Source organism: Puia sp. P3, assembly GCF_050632245.1.
Taxonomy (GTDB): Bacteria; Bacteroidota; Bacteroidia; order Chitinophagales; family Chitinophagaceae; genus Puia.
Genome location: NZ_CP192583.1, coordinates 4,997,987 through 5,013,117 on the forward strand (window position 1 = coordinate 4,997,987; position 15,131 = coordinate 5,013,117).

A 15,131-nucleotide genomic window follows, 5' to 3' on the forward strand; every position below is an offset into this window, starting at 1 on the left:
TCGAAGTCCTCCGCGGCCCTCAGGGCACCCTCTACGGCCGCAATGCCATGGGCGGCGTCATCAACATTATTACCAAACAACCCAACAACCAGCTCAGGACCTTCGCCGAAATCAGCATCGGCAACTACGGCCGCCAGCGCTATTCGGTCGGATTCCGTGCCCCACTCATTCCAAATAAACTATTCATAGGCGCCGCCGGCCTCTACGACACCCGCAACGGCTACTATCACAACGACTTCACCAACCACTCCTACGAGGACCAGCACAGCTTCACCGGTAATTACTACCTCCGCTGGCTCCCCGCTACCAACTGGGACGTCACACTCAACTTCAAACACGTCGACAACCGCAACAACGGCCCCTTCCCCCTCGTGGCCAGCGATCCCTTCAAAGATCCCTTCGTTCTAAATCAGAACGCCACCACAAAAATGATCGACAACACCCTCAACTCCGGCCTCTCTGTCAATTATAAAGGCCGCGGCTTCATCTTTACCTCGCAGACCGCCTTCCAGCAGAACTATCGCTACTATACCCAGCCCATCGACGGAGACTTCTCTCCCCTCGACGCGATCACCATCATCAACAACTACGGCGGCGACTACAACAAAACAAAGACCTGGACACAGGAATTCAAATTCGCGTCCCCGCGGGCCGCAATTCGCCCTGGAGCTGGACCGCAGGCGCATACCTCTTCCACAACGAAGCTCCGGTAAAACAGGCCACCCACTACGGCAAAGACGCAGGCCTGCTCGGCTCACCCGACATCGATTTCTCGACGATCAATACCACCAAAAGCACCAACAAAGGCATCGCCTTCTATGGCCAGGCCTCATATGCACTGACCCACCAGATCGAATTAACGGCCGGCCTCCGCTACGACTACGAACACCAGTCGGAGAACGTCCTCGGCGAATACCAGCCCGACGGCGCACCCGTCATCGTCACAACTCCCGACACCAGCGGCAAGACCAGTTTTCATGCCTGGTCGCCCAAGGCTACCATCAGCTACTTCCTCTCGAAGAGCCAGACCCTCTACGGCACCTACAGCCGCGGATTCCGCACCGGCGGACTGACCCAGCTGTCTTCCGACCCCTCACAGCCACCACTATACGCTTACTCTCCTGAATACAGCAACAACTTCGAAGCAGGCTGGAAAGGCAATATCGTCCGGGGTACCCTCCAGGCCAACCTCGCCGTATTCTATTCGAACATCCGCAACGCACAGGTCCCCACCCTCGTTCTGCCCGACGCCATCACCGTCACAAAGAACGCCGGCAAACTCAACAGCAAAGGCTTCGAAGCCGAACTCGCCGCCACACCTGTCAAAGGACTCGAGCTCAACTACAGCTTCGGCTATACCCACGCCCTCTACGACCAGCTCAAGCTGTCCTCGAACGGTTCCGTCGTCGACCTCAAAGGCAAACACCAGGTCTTTACCCCGGAATACACGTCCATGCTCGCCGCACAGTACAACTACTCACTCAGCCACCGCGGCCAGCAGCCCGCCCTCGTCCTCCGCGGCGAATGGCGCTACCTCGGCAACACCTGGTTCGACCTCGCCAACACCATCCAGCAGTCTCCCTATAGTATTTTCAATATCAGCGCAGGCATAAAGACGAAAAATTTCAGCCTCATCTTCTGGGAGCGCAACCTGACCAACAAAAGATACATCGCCTACGCCTACGACTTCGGCGCCGCTCACCTCGGCGACCCGCAGACATACGGCGCAACCCTCGGCTTTAACCTTTAAAAACAAGCATCACCATATGAACAGACCTCTCTCCTTAGCCCTCGTAATGACGCTGCTCATTACAGCAAGCTACACCCCCGTCCCGGCGGTCCCGGTACACCTGGTTCCCGCGCCACTGGCGCCACCCCCGGTACCCCCGAAGAAGACCGCTTCACCAAGACACCGCTTGCCATGGGTGAGTTCTTCGAACCGACCGAAATGACCATCCTCCCCAACCTGGACATCCTCGTTGCCCAGCGCCGCGGAGAGATCCTGCGCTACAACCACCTCACAAAAAAGTCAGCCAGGCGGCCTTCCTCAACGTCTACTTCAAGACACAACATACCCCCGGCGTCAACGCCGAAGAAGGCGTGCTTGGCATCCAGGCCGACCCCAACTTCGCGACCAACCACTACGTCTATATCTATTATAGTCCCGCGGACACTTCCGTCAACCGTCTCTCGCGGTTTACATACGTGAACAACCGCATCGACCTCAAGTCGGAAAAGGTCATCCTGCAACTGTACTCACAACGCGAGATCTGCTGCCACACCGGCGGCTCCATCGCCTTCGACGGAAAGGGCCTGCTCTACGTCTCTACCGGTGACAACTCAACGCCGTTTGACGAGCCGAAGACGCCCTATCCCAGCCACGGCTACGCGCCCCTCGACGACCGGCCGGGCCACCTGCAGTACGACTCCCGCCGCGGCGCCGGCAATACCAACGACCTGCGCGGAAAGATCCTCCGCATAAAAGTAAAATCGGACGGTACTTATGAGATCCCCGAGGGCAACCTCTTCCCCGCCGGCGAAGAAAAGACCCGCCCCGAGATCTACGTCATGGGCGACCGCAATCCCTACCGGATCTCCGTCGACAAAAAGAACGGCTTCCTGTACTGGGGCGAGGTCGGACCCGACGCCAACAACGACAGCCTCTCATCACGCGGCCCCCGCGGATACGACGAGGTCAACCAGTGCAAGAAAAGCAGGCTTCTTCGGATGGCCATATTTCGTAGGGAACAACTATCCTTATCATATCCACGACTATGCAACCGATTCCAACGGAATCGCCTTCGACCCGGAGCACCCCGTCAACGAATCCCGCAACAACACCGGCCTCCGCGACCTGCCGCCGGCTCAACCCGCCTTCATCTGGTATCCATATGCAGCCTCCCCCGAATTCCCCGAAGTAGGCAGCGGCGGCCGCTGCGCCATGGCCGGCCCGGTCTTCTACTCGGATCTCTATCCAAAGACCACGCGCCTCCCGGACTACTATGACAAAAAGGTCTTCATCTACGACTTCACCCGCTGCTGGTTCAAGGTCGTATCCCTCAAAGACGACGGCGACTACGACCATATGGAACCCTTTATGGAGCACACCAAATGGAACTCCCCCATCGACGCGGAAATGGGGCCCGACGGCCGGCTCTATGTCCTCGAATACGGCAGCGGCTGGTTCAGCAAGAACCCCGACGCCGGCATCTCCCGCATCGACTTCAATCCCGGCAACCGCAGCCCCGAGGATCACCGATCTTCAGGTCAACAAGACCTCCGGCGGCCTGCCCCTCCACCTCAGCGCCAGCATCGAAGCCAAAGACCCCGAGGACGACGCACTCACCTACGTCTGGCATATTGGCAAGACACTGAGAAAAACGACCACCACACCCAGCCTCAGCTATACCCTCTCCGCCGCGGGTGACTACCCCATCTCTGTAGAGGTCCGGGACGGCAAGAGCAAACCCGCCATCAGCAACACGGTCGGCGTCTACGCCGGCAACGAGGCCCCGACCGTAGGCATCACGCTGAAGGGAAATAAATCGTTTTACTTCCCGGAAACACCCATAGCCTACAGCGTCACGGCAAAGGACAAGGAAGACAAGACCATCGTCAAAAACAATCTGATCGTAACAGCCGACTACCTCGAAGGCTCCGACAAGGCCGCTGCTCCACAGGGCCACCAGGTCCTCAGCTCCGCCGCCACCGGCAGGAACATCATGATGTCCCTCGACTGTAAGACCTGCCACAAACCTACCGAGAAATCCATCGGACCCGCATTCAGGGACGTAGCCATCCGCTACCAGAAGGACCCCAATATGGTCCCAGGCCTCACCCAAAAGATCAAAAAAGGAGGCAGCGGCAAATGGGGCGAGGTCGTCATGCCCGCCCACCCCGACCTGAAAGACGAAGACATCCGGCTCATCATCGGCTATATTCAATCCCTCGCCGCGCCGAAGATCAAGTCCCTGCCCGCCACCGGCACCCTCAAGCCCACGCTCGACAAGCCGGAAAAAGAAAAGGCGTGCTCACCATCACCGCCACCTATACCGACAAGGGCGGCCCCGGCATCAAACCCCTGACGGCCACCGAGGCCCTGTCCCTCCACAACCCGAAGATCACCTTCGGCCGCCGCGGCGGCGAGCGCATACTCTCCACCGATAGTATCGACCTTGCAGAGATCAGGTCCTTCGACATAAGCCTGACCCCCGGAAAGGACACCACCGGCAGCCGCCGTCTCGAGATACACCTCGACGCCGAGTCGGGCGCAACCATCGGCCACCTCGACCTGGACGCCGCCGCCAAAACACCCGGCATCTTCAGCGCGACCCTCGACCCGGTCACCGACGGCCAGCCCCACCGCCTGGTCATCACCCGATCACCCGACGCCGCCGATATGCGAATACACTGGTTACTGTTAAAAGACAAATAGCCTTCACCTGCGGCACAAATTTCAAAGCCGGGCCCCGCGCCCGGCTTTTTTATAGATCTCCCTTGCCTCAACCATCCCGCTAAAATTTGCAAAACCCCAAAACTAAGAGCATCTACTTATCATTGTCCTATCCAATTCCTCAAACCATTTCAAACCACTTCCAAATATTACCACACCCGTCCGAAACACACTACTTTTGAGTCAGGATAAGGTTAAATGGTTAATGGTATTTGATTGAGTGCAACCCGGCTAACACCGGGGTTTTTTTATTTACTGGCCCCGCTCGCTCGTCCCCTCATAGCTCCGCTTCGGCCCCCTCCATCCCCTGGGCATCTCCCCTCACTCCCTCAAATCATCTCCAACCCCGGGGCCCACCCCAATCCGGCCCAATTTTGGTACACCCCTTTCTATGCCATCTTCTGTCGTAAGAGCCATAAAATACGATGAACCATCGCACACCCTGCGGGTCGTCTACGTCTCGGGCAACATCTACGAATACAAAGAAGTGCCCCCGGCCGTCTACGAAAAATGCGATCAGCCGTCTCAAAGGGCATCTTCCTCAACACGGAGATCAAAGGCCACTATGACTTCCAAAAATCAAATGATTATGCCAACACCTACCGCTCACTTCCAGCCCGATGACCGCAATATCGTCATCGTCGAAGACTGCCGCGACATCCATGACGCCGAAAAAGCAGCCGACCAGTTCCTCGATACCATCACTTCCTGCGACGAAGCCGGCTCCCACTACCAGCGCGTCCAGGTCAGCGGCACCCAGCGCGAAGGAAAATACTTCTTCGACGTAGTCGTCGTCCACTAGACAGACCACCCGGTCAACCCCACCCATCAACCACAAACCAACGTCCACCATCTACCCGGCCGCCAAACACCAACCATCCGTCCCCGGCCGACACAATCAGGCCAACATCGACCCCAGGGCCTATGCCAATCCTATCCCAACTTATACCTCAACCACAAAACATCATGCTCCAGCTTCTTCACCTTCAGCAACTTGAGTCTGCTGACCGGCACCTTATTCCCATCACTGTCTTCAAATATGGACGGAGATCCTATATTACAGTCCGCTACCGGCAAATGCAGCACACTCAGCTCATCAATCAATCCCGCCTTCAGGAACGATCCATTCAGATGTCCCCCACCTTCCAGCAGCAGCTTCCGGATAAAAAACCCTTCCCACAACTTCTCCAGTACCAGCTTCAGATCAAGCTCCTTCCTCCCTCCAAAAATATAGCTGATGCCGCGATCCCTCAGATGCCCCAAATAAGCGCTGCTAACCCCTTCATTGAGAACCACCACCAGATGGTCGCCCCCGATCGAAGACTTGTCCCAGTTCAGTTTCCCGTCCTTATCCACCGCGATGGCAAACGATCGGGCGTCAAGTGACGCCAGATGATCGGTCTTCGGAATAGCCTTCCCGCCCCGCCGCAGCTTCAAAGGGTTGCTGCTCGCAAAATCCCGCTCCATCGTCGTCCGTCCGCATATCCAGGCAGTGGCCCTATAGGTATTCCCTGTCTCCTCATAAGCCCCCATTCCCTTCACCCTCCCCCAATTCTTCGTCAGCGTTCGCCCGTCGACCGAGCTCATCATATGACATATAACATATGGTTTCATAGCATTTCATTTACAGGTAAGTTACCACTAATATCCTGAACCCGGTCCCTACCCGCCAATGCAAAAAAAAAGCTGTACTCCTTTTGGGAACACAGCTTTCGCGGATGCTTATTCCATTTACTTTTTATAATTGCGTTTCTGAGGCGCTTTTATAATTGTTCAGCTGGAAATCACCATCCTTGGAACATTATACCATTCTAAAACCGTGCCACCCCATACTCCGCTCAGACCGTCCTGCAGCGACCAATCCCGTCCACACCTCAGGGGCGCAAATGCCACACCACTCTACAACTTATCGATCCACGATTTTACTTCTTCCTTCGTATGTCCGGTCTTCTTCTGGATCCGTCCATATAACTCATCCTCCTTCCCTTCTTCATACAACAGATCGTCATCCGTCAGATTGGCGTACTTCTGTTTGATCTTGCCCTTCATTTCATTCCAGTTGCCCTTGATCTTCAGGCTCGTGCTCGAATTATTAGGTCTGTTTTCCATAATAATAAATTTAAAAAGTGAACAATGGTTTCCACCACCTGCTTCAAAACCTTTGCCACCCCCATACCCTACTGTTTAACCCCTTCACCGCCGGATCTTTTCCACCATCCCCCATCCCCCCGCACCCGGCCCCATCCTTCCACCAAACGAGAGATCGCGCGATCCACCATATTCACCCACCCATCCACGCCCTTAAAATATATGTTTCGTCCAACGGTGTCAGCAGTTCAAAAAATATAACGTATATATACAAACGAAAATAAAAAAATCCATCGCCCTGTTCAAATATGACCAATATTCCGGACCTTCGGGCAGCGACAGCAGTCCGTTGCTAAGGACCAATTATCCGATCTCTCCAAATTCCGCTGTTCGCAGCCTCTGAATACCTAAACCCCTGCCCAACAACCGTTAGATCTTCCAGACCTCTGCCTACTTTTAAACATTGCCATCGCCTGCAGAAAAATCGAGCAAGTTCCGGGTTTCCCACCCACCCAATTCTTCCCATCTTTACACCCTAAACTGAAAACAATGCACCACATAAGTTATCCATCCATTCTCTATTTCGGTACACCGGTTGTACTCGTCAGTACCGTCAACGCGGACGGCACCCACAACATCGCCCCCATATCCTCCATTTTTTGGCTGGGCTGGCGTTGCATGGTCGGCATTTCCGCCTTCTCCAAAACCACAGAGAACCTCCTCCGCACCAGCGAATGCGTCCTCAACCTTCCGTCCGTCAACGAAGTCGGCGCTGTCAACAGGCTGGCGCTCACCACCGGTTCGAATCCCGTTCCCGCCGGCAAACTACAAAAAGGCTACCGCTACGAACCCAACAAATTCGCCATCTCCGGCCTCACTCCCCTATCCTCAGACATCGTCAAACCCGCCCGCGCAAAACAATGCCCCGTCCACCTGGAGAGCGTACTGATGTCCACACACCCCTCAGCGAAGAAGACCCGCAGCAACGCGGCAGAATTATGACTTTCGAGCTAAAGATCGTCCGTGTACACCTCGACGACCAGATCCTGATGGACGGGAAATCCGATCATATCGATCCCGACAAATGGCGCCCCCTCATCATGAGCTTTCAGCAGTTTTACGGCCTCGGCCACCAGGTCCACGCCTCGACCCTGGCCCAGATCCCCGAAGAGCTCTATCAGACCGCCGACCGCGACCATGCCACCCGGGCTTAATCCCCCGGCGGCGTCCCCACCCAACCGGCCCGCATCGGCGCCCCCGCCCCCGTAAACAGCGGAGTCCCGTCACCCAACCATCCACCCCACCGGCGGGGCCCCGTCAACCGGGTCACCCACCCCTAAATCTCCTCCCCCCAACAAGTAATCACCAACTCCCTGCTCCCCCCATGATTCCTATGTTCACATAAATAGATCCCCTGCCACATACCCAGGGCCAGTCTCCCACTATTGACAGGTATCAATACAGAGGACCCGAGGATCGCCGCCTTCAAATGCGCAGGCATATCATCGGGCCCTTCATCATTATGGACATAGTCCGGATCATTCTCCGGCACCGCCTTGTTAAAAAATGTTTCAAAATCTCTTCTCACCGTCGGGTCCGCATTCTCGTTGATGGTAAGCGACGCGGATGTATGCCGGATAAACACCTGGCACATCCCGCACCTGAACCGCGTAATTCCCGGCGCGGCCCGCAGCACCTCCGGCGTAATCAAATGAAATCCCCTGCGCCTCCCGGGAAGCGTCAGACTGTATTGAAGCATTTCCATGGCCAAAAATAACCATTCCCCCGATCAACCGACCCCGGCCAACTCATTTCTCCGGCACCTTCCGCCACTTCGAACTGTTAAGATTACTAGCCCGGCCGTCACAGGCGTCGTCCACAAGGACAAGCGTCAATATATCGTCCTTCAGACTGACGGTATAACGGCCCGTCATATCCTGACACGCATACTGTCCGTCATAGTCACTAATAGTAAGCGTGTCACCGGAAACCTTACAGATCGAACGGACGACCACCGATCCGTCACTGGTCGTTACGAAAGACGAATCCGTCCGGATATGGATGGTAATACTATCATGCAACGGATCCCCGATAAAGGTCCTCCAGCTTGTATTCTTCAATGACTGGGCCCGCACGCCCACAGACATAACGGTTAGGATAAAGCCTAAGAGAGCAATCAGTTTCATGCTGGTGTTTTACCAGTAATATAATCTTTTTTTCAGGACTGAACGGGGTGATTCGTACTGATATGGTATTTATCTTCCATCAACCACAGCTTAGCCCCCACCTTTGATCCCGTCCTGATTCGGAAAAAGGATCATGTTCTCCTCCAGCGGGACCTTCAGCTTCTGCGCTTCACCGCCGCCAATATACAGCCGGTCGTAGTTGAAGACCACTTTAAGGATGCCCAGGACCTTCTCTACCCGCCTGTTCCACTTCTCCTTTCCCACTTCCTTCTGCGCCCGTTCACCGATATAAGCGTCGTAGGTTACGTCTTTACGAATAGGATGATGCGCCAGCTCCATATGCGGCAGCAGAATAGCCGTCGATCAGGAATGCCGTCCCAAAACCCGTCCCCAGCGTAACCGCGATCTCATATCCCTTGCCGCTAACAACCCCAAGCCCCAGCTCGGTCGGCGTCATTCACCAGCCGCACCGGCCTCTTCAGCGCATTGCTGATCTGCTGACCGAAAGGAATGTTCTTCCAGTAGGGATTGTCAAGGTTGGGAGCGGTATATACGACCCCGTTCCTCACATAACCCGGAAATCCAACCGAAACCCGGTCATAATCCGGTAACCCATTCACCAGTTCTGATATGGTGGAAAGCACTTTCTCCGGCCGCGCAGAGGGGGCGTGTCCACCCGCCTGTATTCTGTCTGCATTTCGCCCTGATCATCGAGGATCGTACACTTGATATGCGAACCTCCTACATCGATAGTTAAAATATTACCCATGCGGGAAATTACAAAAAATCCAGCCCCCCCCGTTCAAGCTCCACCAATCCCCCTTCCTGATAATTTGCGTCCACAGCCTTCCACCAGTGTGGAAGCTAAACCACACTATTGCCCGATCAATACCCGCCCCACAATTTTTTTTATACTCCGGAAAACCCAGGGCCCGAACCTCCACCACCCACGCTCCCATCTCAGCACGCGACAGATCCCAACCAGCGCCCAGGCAACTCCGCACCCAGGCCTCACCCCGCACCAGCCCTGAGCCACACTCCCATCCGACCCATCCGTCAACTACATTCCCCGAACCCATGCCCATCACCACCAGCCCCCACTCTCCACCGCGCATAAACCATCGTTGCACCCGACGAACCTCTCTCTCAAAGCCAATTGGCCCCAAAATTGTGCATCCTGAACAAAAACTGGCGTATGAAGAAAATCCTGATTGTCGAAGACGAAGGCGATATGTGTCTGCTCCTCAATATCCTGTTGGATCAGCCGGAGTTGACAATTGACCACGTTAACACCCTTTCAGGAGCCAGGACTTTCCTTGAAAAAGAGACCCCCACTCTCGTCCTGTTGGACAACCGCCTCCCAGATGGCATGGGCGTCGATTTTATCGGATATATCAAGGAAAAATCCCCCGCCGTCAAGATTATCATGATCTCCGGCGTGGACGCAGCAGTCTCGGATCTCGCGCTTGAGATCGGAGCGGACACTTTCCTCTGTAAGCCGTTTACCAAAACCCAGCTGCAGGCAACCGTCCAACAACTGCTTAACTAAATTACCTTATCGCTCACTGACCCCTGCCCCGACGCTAACCAATCTCCCACCACTAACGATTGCCAGTCGGATCAATCATATTTTCTAATTACTTACTTCAATGTAAGCGAATTGTGCAAACAAATGGCAGTACAAAATAATACAATGCAGGGCGTCAGTACCAGAGACAAGATCATCATACTCGGCAGAGACTTCATCCAGCATATGGGATATCATACCTTTAGGTATCAGCTGATCGCAAAGGAGCTCAACATCAAGAACGCCGCCGTACACCACTACTTTCCCGCCAAGGAAGACCTCGGCGTGGCTATCATTGAAAAGGACAGGTCAGACTTCCTCGACCTCATCGAGACGTCCAAGGACCAGTCCGCCAAAGCACGAACGGAGGTCCTTCTCACCATGTATGCCAACTACTGTCTGTCCGGCAAAAATCTCTGTATCATCGGCGCCTGCACCTCCATCTACTCCGAACTTCCACCCAAAATGGAAAAGGCAGCCAACGAATACATCGATACCGTCGATAGCTGGCTCACCGACACCATCCGCGCCGGCCGCGACGCTGGCGAGTTCCGTATCAACCAGTCACCCGAAGACATCGCCGCCCTCTGGACCTCCACCCTCCCCGGCGCCCTCCAGGTCGCTCAGGCAAAAGGAGCGGGCTTCTTCCGCGGCGTCCTCGAACAGCTGCGACGAACCCTTCGACCTGAGTAACCCGCGGCGTCATCCCGTCATCTACCATCACAACACCACAGGCGTCGGATCCTCTCACGCCCTTTCGCGAACTCCCCCGTTTTTCGGCGAAATATCGTCCCCGCCTCCACATGCCGGCACTGGCTATCAAACGCTTATGTCTCTCGCATAGAATTTATACGTATACAACGCACAAATTCAAAAACCAAAAAATCCCTCAATCATGAGAAAAACGGGTACACACGCCGTAGTAGACAAGATCGCAGACCTCCAGAAACGCGGATACTCCTCAGACTTCGTAGTAATGGACAACCAGCTCTTCTGCACACAGCAGAAGATCTTCCTCCGCAACGATGAATTCGACATCAACGAGGTCCACAGCTTCCCCCACACCAATTCGCGCAACGAAACCATCCTCTTTGGCATCGAGTCCGAACGACACGGGTAAGAGGCATCCTGCTCACGCAACCTTCATCCCACAGCTCCCCCGTCCCCAACATCCTCTTTAAAAAAATGGGAAAATTTTGGACCTAGACGCTGGCGCACCCGCTAGCACCGGTCCTCGGACCACCCGCTAACTAAAGTATAATTCCGCCTCCGCCTTTCGCCGCTTCAGCAACCCGTCATTCACCACGAGCTTCCCGTCGACGTGGATCTTATCCCACATCTGAAAAGCATCCCCGATCGACGGGTCCGCTGAATTAGCCTTGACCAGTTTCAGCAGCGTACTGCCATGCAGCGCACCCGTACCCACATTATAGGCAAAATCCACAAGCGCGTCGAACTGGTTTTGATTCAATCCCTGCGGCACCATCGCATTGACCGCGACACCGGTGTCCTGCAGATCGTTGTGCAGGTAGTTCTCCGCCTGCTGCTGAGTTATCGGACCGTCTTTCATGGTCACATGCGCCCCGCCCGGATACCGGGTAGTGCCGTATCCGATCGTCGGAACACTCGCCTGATCGAGATAAGGGTGAAGTACAAGGCCTTCCTGTGACTTGATAAGGTCGATACAATTGCCGGATGGTGCCATAACGGTTTTGAGTTTTTAAGGCTGGAATTTACAATTCTTCCACACTATGTACCATTCTTCCACACCACCGGAAGATACAATTTACCCAACTGCCGGAACATACCACTTACCGGGAAATATTCCTCCCATCCCGCCGAAAATGCACTCACCGGGAAATCTGTACTTTTACACCATGCTACAGGACTCTTTCCATATCGAAAGACTCGACCCAACGGTCTCCCCAAATTCCCAGCCCCAACGACTCGACGACCACCAACTATTCCTTATCACCGGCGGCTCATCCCAGGTCCACGTCGACCTGACTACCTACACCCTCTCATCAGGCAGTCTATTGTTAATTTCCAAAGGACAAGTCTATACCTTCCTGCCGGCCGCATCATCCGACACCTCAATTTCCCACGGAAGCCACCCCGCCCGAGGCAACACCGTTGCCCGCAACACCCGATCCCCTCATGGCAACCAACTACCTTCCGCCACCCAGCCAACCTCCGATACCCACCCCCTTTCCGGCCTCCGCCTCCGGTTCGGCGACTGCTTTTGGCAACGCACCCCCATCAGCGCCAGCAACTGCAAGGCCGTTCTCTTCGACGACCCGGCCGCCGGCCGCCTCTTCCTGCCCGGGCCCGCGGATCTCAAAGACCTCGAAACTCTCCTAATCACAACTCTGGGGGAATACCAAACCCCCGACTACTCCAACAAAAGCGACGTCCTGGCCGCCTACCTCAAGATCATCATCATCAAGACCGCCAACATCCACTCCCTGCTCCGGAAAGACATCGCTACCTATGACGGCCGTATCTACCAGGACTTTCTCGCCCTCGTCCGTGACAACTATAATACAGCGCACGACGTCCCCTTCTTCGCCCGGCAACTCGGCGTCACCACCCGCAAACTTGCCGCGGTCTGCAGAACCTACGGCGCAGGAGCCAAGGAAATAATCATCGAACAGCTGATATCCGAAGCCAAACGTTCCCTCCGGTTCAGCTCCCGCAGTATCAAGGAAATAGCCGGCGACCTCGGCTTTCCGAGTCCCTACCAGTTCAGCAGCTTCTTCAAAACCTACACACAACAATCCCCTTTGGACTATCGCGAACAATCCACGCCGAAACCCACGGTAAAAATTCATATCTGATTCTCCATTTCTGACATTTTCTCCAGGCCCATGCCTGCATAGCTTTGAAGAAAAAAGATGTCAGTAGAACGTCCATCGTCAGTAGCCGGGATCAGTATCCCCGACAGCAAGATCGCGAAACAAGCAACAGAATTATTATTGGAACACGGCAACGAATTCATCTACAACCATTCCCTCCGCGTATTTCTTTTTTCTTCCCTCAACGGTAAACAACGCGGCCTCGCCTACGACCCCGAACTGCTCTACGTCAGCTCGGCCTTCCATGACCTCGGTCTGACACCCCACTACAGCAGCCCGGACAAACGCTTCGAGGTCGACGGAGCCAACGCCGCCCGCGACTTTCTCAAAAGCCACGGTCTTCCACCGACCACCCTCCAGCTTCGTCTGGGACACCATCGCCCTGCACACTACAATTGGGATCGCCGAATACAAGCAGGCCGAGGTCGCACTGATGTACTCCGGCGTAGGACTGGACGTAATGGGCGAAGGATACCACGAACTTTCACCGGCAGACCGCGAAGAGATCACCCGCTTCTTCCCACGCCCCGGTTTCAAAAAGAAGATCATCCCGGCATTCTTCGAAGGCTTCAAACACAAGACAGAAACAACCTTCGGCAACATCAAGGCCGACGTCTGCGCATTCATGATCCCCGGCTTTCAGCGGAAGAATTTCGTCGACCTCATCCTCGCCTCTCCATGGAGCGAATAGTTATTTTTTGTGATGATCGCCGTCGCCTCCACCTCTATCAATACGTCATCACGATAGAGCTTCGCGACCTCGACCAGCGTGCTGGCAGGCGGAGTCCTGGTATTCACATACCGGTCCCTAACGGCGCGGACAGCCGCAAGACCGGAAAGGTCGGTAACATAAAAGCCCAGCCGGACCACGTCATCCATCGTGCCGCCGGCATCGGTAACGATCGCCTTGATATTTTGAAATACCTGCTCCGCCTGCTTCTCCATATCTCCTTTCCCTACAAGATTTCCCTGCAGGTCCATCGCCACCTGCCCGGACAGGATCACCATCTTACAGGTACCAAGGTCAACCACCGCCGCCTGCGAATACCCCTTCGGCCTGGCCACCGTAGTCGGATTGACCAACTGAACATTCCCCTGCGCAAAACACCCAAACGTGCACCCAACGGCAAAAACAACCCCAAGCAAAATATTTTTCATAGCCAAAATTTATCACAATATACTCCAACCGGGTCACCCACCCCTTCCGGATCACCCGAACCCCACCCCGTTTTCCCATTGACCAAAATTCACTACCCTTCAGCCCACAATTGGTCAATACAAAGCAAGCACCCCTCAAAAATCGACCTCTCTCAAAAAACACATATGTCCTCCGCCGCCACGCGAACAACACCCACACCCACCTGAACCACCAAACCCACAACACCATCCCCCCTATTTCACCGCATCATAGATCTTCCCCAACTGGTGCAGATGTCGCTTCGTATGATACACCTGAAAACTGATCCACTCCAGCCTGGTCAGCTGACCCACCATCGGCATCTCAAAATCCAGACAAGTCTCGTTCATATCCAGTGTCTCCACCGCTTCCTCAAACCGACCCCACACCTTCTTCAGCTGCCCCAGGATTTCCCCTTATCATGGTACCCGTCAGACGGCACTATAAAACCCGGTGACGACATCCTGATCGAAAAGTCCAGGAACATCCTCAAAACCGGCAGCTTCTCATCCGGCGGACGACTCGTCGGACCCACCCGCCCATAGACTACCTCCGCCACACCCGCCGACTTCACCAAATGCTCCCCCACCTGCCCGGCCGTCCAGCTCCCTTCATATGGAACCTTGTTCAACTTTTCTTCACTAAATTGATTCAACCCTTCGATGATCGCCGCCCCGGTCTTTCTGACTTCCTCCTTTAAATTTTCCATACCTTAATTTTTTATAAAGGTGCGCAACAAACGCCAGACCAAAGGGGGGAACACCTGACATTCCAGAGGGGCAATCCCGCCACCCTAACCAAACGA

General features: G+C 54.9%; 25 protein-coding genes and 2 pseudogenes. 15 read left to right on the forward strand and 12 right to left on the reverse strand.

Going from position 1 to position 15,131, the window contains the following annotated elements; all coding sequences use genetic code 11:
- Positions 1-47: 47 nt before the first annotated feature.
- A complete protein-coding gene (locus ACQ86N_RS31170) occupies positions 48-713 on the forward strand; it encodes a hypothetical protein (RefSeq protein ID WP_431210440.1) in 666 nt (221 codons plus the stop codon).
- Positions 635-1,750: a TonB-dependent receptor gene (locus ACQ86N_RS31175; RefSeq protein WP_431217673.1), complete on the forward strand. Its 1,116-nt coding sequence runs from the start codon at positions 635-637 to the stop codon at positions 1,748-1,750. The genes ACQ86N_RS31170 and ACQ86N_RS31175 overlap by 79 nt, the downstream gene beginning before the upstream one ends.
- 69 nt (positions 1,751-1,819) lie before the next feature.
- Here the strand turns inward: ACQ86N_RS31175 and ACQ86N_RS31180 are convergent, their stop codons facing one another.
- On the reverse strand, positions 1,820-2,017 hold the full coding sequence (locus tag ACQ86N_RS31180) for a hypothetical protein (RefSeq protein ID WP_431210441.1): 198 nt from the start codon (positions 2,015-2,017) through the stop codon (positions 1,820-1,822).
- A gap of 83 nt (positions 2,018-2,100) precedes the next feature.
- On the opposite strand from ACQ86N_RS31180, the gene ACQ86N_RS31185 reads away from it, so the two are divergent.
- The 5 genes and pseudogenes from ACQ86N_RS31185 to ACQ86N_RS31205 all read left to right on the forward strand — a co-directional run bounded on the left by ACQ86N_RS31185 (position 2,101) and on the right by ACQ86N_RS31205 (position 5,255).
- Positions 2,101-3,006 (forward strand): PQQ-dependent sugar dehydrogenase, encoded by a 906-nt coding sequence (locus tag ACQ86N_RS31185; protein ID WP_431210442.1) that lies wholly within the window; start codon positions 2,101-2,103, stop codon positions 3,004-3,006.
- 152 nt (positions 3,007-3,158) lie between these two features.
- Complete coding sequence (locus ACQ86N_RS31190; protein ID WP_431210443.1) at positions 3,159-4,085, forward strand: c-type cytochrome; 927 nt, start codon at positions 3,159-3,161, stop codon at positions 4,083-4,085.
- Positions 4,028-4,435: a hypothetical protein gene (locus tag ACQ86N_RS31195; RefSeq protein ID WP_431210444.1), complete on the forward strand. Its 408-nt coding sequence runs from the start codon at positions 4,028-4,030 to the stop codon at positions 4,433-4,435. The genes ACQ86N_RS31190 and ACQ86N_RS31195 overlap by 58 nt, the downstream gene beginning before the upstream one ends.
- A 409-nt stretch (positions 4,436-4,844) precedes the next feature.
- Positions 4,845-4,910: pseudogene (locus tag ACQ86N_RS31200) on the forward strand (hypothetical protein); the annotation flags it as partial.
- A gap of 132 nt (positions 4,911-5,042) precedes the next feature.
- On the forward strand, positions 5,043-5,255 hold the full coding sequence (locus ACQ86N_RS31205) for a hypothetical protein (protein ID WP_431218015.1): 213 nt from the start codon (positions 5,043-5,045) through the stop codon (positions 5,253-5,255).
- 131 nt (positions 5,256-5,386) lie between these two features.
- On the opposite strand, the gene ACQ86N_RS31210 is transcribed toward ACQ86N_RS31205, so the two are convergent.
- Both ACQ86N_RS31210 and ACQ86N_RS31215 read right to left on the reverse strand, forming a co-directional pair.
- Complete coding sequence (locus tag ACQ86N_RS31210) at positions 5,387-6,067, reverse strand: dihydrofolate reductase family protein (protein WP_431210445.1); 681 nt, start codon at positions 6,065-6,067, stop codon at positions 5,387-5,389.
- A 285-nt stretch (positions 6,068-6,352) separates the two neighbouring features.
- On the reverse strand, positions 6,353-6,562 hold the full coding sequence (locus ACQ86N_RS31215) for a CsbD family protein (RefSeq protein ID WP_431210446.1): 210 nt from the start codon (positions 6,560-6,562) through the stop codon (positions 6,353-6,355).
- 528 nt (positions 6,563-7,090) lie between these two features.
- Between ACQ86N_RS31215 and ACQ86N_RS31220 the strand changes: the two genes are divergently transcribed.
- Complete coding sequence (locus ACQ86N_RS31220; RefSeq protein ID WP_431210447.1) at positions 7,091-7,543, forward strand: flavin reductase family protein; 453 nt, start codon at positions 7,091-7,093, stop codon at positions 7,541-7,543.
- Positions 7,540-7,755: a hypothetical protein gene (locus ACQ86N_RS31225; protein ID WP_431210448.1), complete on the forward strand. Its 216-nt coding sequence runs from the start codon at positions 7,540-7,542 to the stop codon at positions 7,753-7,755. Before ACQ86N_RS31220 ends, ACQ86N_RS31225 begins: the two co-directional genes overlap by 4 nt.
- Positions 7,756-7,877: 122 nt before the next feature.
- On the opposite strand, the gene ACQ86N_RS31230 is transcribed toward ACQ86N_RS31225, so the two are convergent.
- The 5 genes from ACQ86N_RS31230 to ACQ86N_RS31250 form a co-directional block, all read right to left on the reverse strand.
- Positions 7,878-8,306, reverse strand: a complete 429-nt coding sequence (locus ACQ86N_RS31230) for a secondary thiamine-phosphate synthase enzyme YjbQ (RefSeq protein ID WP_431210449.1) — start codon at positions 8,304-8,306, stop codon at positions 7,878-7,880.
- Between the two features lie 43 nt (positions 8,307-8,349).
- Positions 8,350-8,727, reverse strand: a complete 378-nt coding sequence (locus ACQ86N_RS31235) for a hypothetical protein (protein ID WP_431210450.1) — start codon at positions 8,725-8,727, stop codon at positions 8,350-8,352.
- A 90-nt stretch (positions 8,728-8,817) separates the two neighbouring features.
- Complete coding sequence (locus tag ACQ86N_RS31240) at positions 8,818-9,066, reverse strand: hypothetical protein (protein ID WP_431210451.1); 249 nt, start codon at positions 9,064-9,066, stop codon at positions 8,818-8,820.
- Positions 9,038-9,184 carry a hypothetical protein gene (locus ACQ86N_RS31245; protein WP_431210452.1) on the reverse strand — a complete coding sequence of 49 codons (147 nt, stop codon included), beginning with the start codon at positions 9,182-9,184 and terminating at the stop codon, positions 9,038-9,040. Before ACQ86N_RS31245 ends, ACQ86N_RS31240 begins: the two co-directional genes overlap by 29 nt.
- Positions 9,150-9,371, reverse strand: coding sequence for an ROK family protein (locus ACQ86N_RS31250; protein WP_431210453.1), 222 nt, complete (start codon positions 9,369-9,371; stop codon positions 9,150-9,152). Before ACQ86N_RS31250 ends, ACQ86N_RS31245 begins: the two co-directional genes overlap by 35 nt.
- A 551-nt stretch (positions 9,372-9,922) precedes the next feature.
- Between ACQ86N_RS31250 and ACQ86N_RS31255 the strand changes: the two genes are divergently transcribed.
- From ACQ86N_RS31255 to ACQ86N_RS31265, 3 genes are all read left to right on the forward strand, one after another.
- Positions 9,923-10,276, forward strand: coding sequence for a response regulator (locus ACQ86N_RS31255; RefSeq protein ID WP_431210454.1), 354 nt, complete (start codon positions 9,923-9,925; stop codon positions 10,274-10,276).
- Between the two features lie 144 nt (positions 10,277-10,420).
- A complete protein-coding gene (locus ACQ86N_RS31260) occupies positions 10,421-10,987 on the forward strand; it encodes a TetR/AcrR family transcriptional regulator (RefSeq protein ID WP_431210455.1) in 567 nt (188 codons plus the stop codon).
- 202 nt (positions 10,988-11,189) lie between these two features.
- Positions 11,190-11,414, forward strand: a complete 225-nt coding sequence (locus ACQ86N_RS31265) for a hypothetical protein (RefSeq protein WP_431210456.1) — start codon at positions 11,190-11,192, stop codon at positions 11,412-11,414.
- Between the two features lie 126 nt (positions 11,415-11,540).
- Here ACQ86N_RS31265 and ACQ86N_RS31270 read toward each other — a convergent pair whose 3' ends face one another.
- Positions 11,541-11,999 (reverse strand): lysozyme, encoded by a 459-nt coding sequence (locus ACQ86N_RS31270; RefSeq protein WP_431210457.1) that lies wholly within the window; start codon positions 11,997-11,999, stop codon positions 11,541-11,543.
- A 172-nt stretch (positions 12,000-12,171) separates the two neighbouring features.
- Here ACQ86N_RS31270 and ACQ86N_RS31275 point away from each other — a divergent pair, with 172 nt between their 5' ends.
- The 3 genes and pseudogenes from ACQ86N_RS31275 (at position 12,172) to ACQ86N_RS31285 (ending at position 13,840) form a co-directional block, all read left to right on the forward strand.
- Entirely contained in the window at positions 12,172-13,131 is a 960-nt protein-coding gene (locus tag ACQ86N_RS31275; protein WP_431210458.1) for a helix-turn-helix domain-containing protein, read from the forward strand.
- A gap of 57 nt (positions 13,132-13,188) precedes the next feature.
- Positions 13,189-13,479 (forward strand): annotated as a pseudogene (locus ACQ86N_RS31280) (HD domain-containing protein); the annotation flags it as partial.
- A 103-nt stretch (positions 13,480-13,582) separates the two neighbouring features.
- Positions 13,583-13,840, forward strand: coding sequence for a hypothetical protein (locus ACQ86N_RS31285; RefSeq protein ID WP_431210459.1), 258 nt, complete (start codon positions 13,583-13,585; stop codon positions 13,838-13,840).
- On the opposite strand, the gene ACQ86N_RS31290 is transcribed toward ACQ86N_RS31285, so the two are convergent.
- The 3 genes from ACQ86N_RS31290 to ACQ86N_RS31300 all read right to left on the reverse strand — a co-directional run bounded on the left by ACQ86N_RS31290 (position 13,789) and on the right by ACQ86N_RS31300 (position 15,035).
- Complete coding sequence (locus ACQ86N_RS31290; protein WP_431210460.1) at positions 13,789-14,307, reverse strand: RidA family protein; 519 nt, start codon at positions 14,305-14,307, stop codon at positions 13,789-13,791. The two genes, ACQ86N_RS31285 and ACQ86N_RS31290, sit on opposite strands and share 52 nt — an antisense overlap.
- 234 nt (positions 14,308-14,541) lie before the next feature.
- A complete protein-coding gene (locus ACQ86N_RS31295; RefSeq protein ID WP_431210461.1) occupies positions 14,542-14,715 on the reverse strand; it encodes a hypothetical protein in 174 nt (57 codons plus the stop codon).
- A 5-nt stretch (positions 14,716-14,720) separates the two neighbouring features.
- A complete protein-coding gene (locus tag ACQ86N_RS31300) occupies positions 14,721-15,035 on the reverse strand; it encodes a hypothetical protein (protein WP_431210462.1) in 315 nt (104 codons plus the stop codon).
- Positions 15,036-15,131 lie beyond the last annotated feature (96 nt).

Bases quoted from the DNA above. Each gene is read 5' to 3' on its own strand.
- ACQ86N_RS31170 (WP_431210440.1), top strand. From the start codon at position 48: ATGGGCGGCGTCATCAACATTATTACCAAACAACCCAACAACCAGCTC.
- ACQ86N_RS31190 (WP_431210443.1), top strand. From the start codon at position 3,159: ATGTCCTCGAATACGGCAGCGGCTGGTTCAGCAAGAACCCCGACGCCG.
- ACQ86N_RS31205 (WP_431218015.1), top strand. From the start codon at position 5,043: ATGCCAACACCTACCGCTCACTTCCAGCCCGATGACCGCAATATCGTC.
- ACQ86N_RS31210 (WP_431210445.1), bottom strand. From the start codon at position 6,067: ATGAAACCATATGTTATATGTCATATGATGAGCTCGGTCGACGGGCGA.
- ACQ86N_RS31215 (WP_431210446.1), bottom strand. From the start codon at position 6,562: ATGGAAAACAGACCTAATAATTCGAGCACGAGCCTGAAGATCAAGGGC.
- ACQ86N_RS31220 (WP_431210447.1), top strand. From the start codon at position 7,091: ATGCACCACATAAGTTATCCATCCATTCTCTATTTCGGTACACCGGTT.
- ACQ86N_RS31225 (WP_431210448.1), top strand. From the start codon at position 7,540: ATGACTTTCGAGCTAAAGATCGTCCGTGTACACCTCGACGACCAGATC.
- ACQ86N_RS31230 (WP_431210449.1), bottom strand. From the start codon at position 8,306: ATGGAAATGCTTCAATACAGTCTGACGCTTCCCGGGAGGCGCAGGGGA.
- ACQ86N_RS31235 (WP_431210450.1), bottom strand. From the start codon at position 8,727: ATGAAACTGATTGCTCTCTTAGGCTTTATCCTAACCGTTATGTCTGTG.
- ACQ86N_RS31240 (WP_431210451.1), bottom strand. From the start codon at position 9,066: ATGGAGCTGGCGCATCATCCTATTCGTAAAGACGTAACCTACGACGCT.
- ACQ86N_RS31245 (WP_431210452.1), bottom strand. From the start codon at position 9,184: ATGACGCCGACCGAGCTGGGGCTTGGGGTTGTTAGCGGCAAGGGATAT.
- ACQ86N_RS31255 (WP_431210454.1), top strand. From the start codon at position 9,923: ATGAAGAAAATCCTGATTGTCGAAGACGAAGGCGATATGTGTCTGCTC.
- ACQ86N_RS31260 (WP_431210455.1), top strand. From the start codon at position 10,421: ATGCAGGGCGTCAGTACCAGAGACAAGATCATCATACTCGGCAGAGAC.
- ACQ86N_RS31265 (WP_431210456.1), top strand. From the start codon at position 11,190: ATGAGAAAAACGGGTACACACGCCGTAGTAGACAAGATCGCAGACCTC.
- ACQ86N_RS31270 (WP_431210457.1), bottom strand. From the start codon at position 11,999: ATGGCACCATCCGGCAATTGTATCGACCTTATCAAGTCACAGGAAGGC.
- ACQ86N_RS31275 (WP_431210458.1), top strand. From the start codon at position 12,172: ATGCTACAGGACTCTTTCCATATCGAAAGACTCGACCCAACGGTCTCC.
- ACQ86N_RS31285 (WP_431210459.1), top strand. From the start codon at position 13,583: ATGTACTCCGGCGTAGGACTGGACGTAATGGGCGAAGGATACCACGAA.
- ACQ86N_RS31290 (WP_431210460.1), bottom strand. From the start codon at position 14,307: ATGAAAAATATTTTGCTTGGGGTTGTTTTTGCCGTTGGGTGCACGTTT.
- ACQ86N_RS31300 (WP_431210462.1), bottom strand. From the start codon at position 15,035: ATGGAAAATTTAAAGGAGGAAGTCAGAAAGACCGGGGCGGCGATCATC.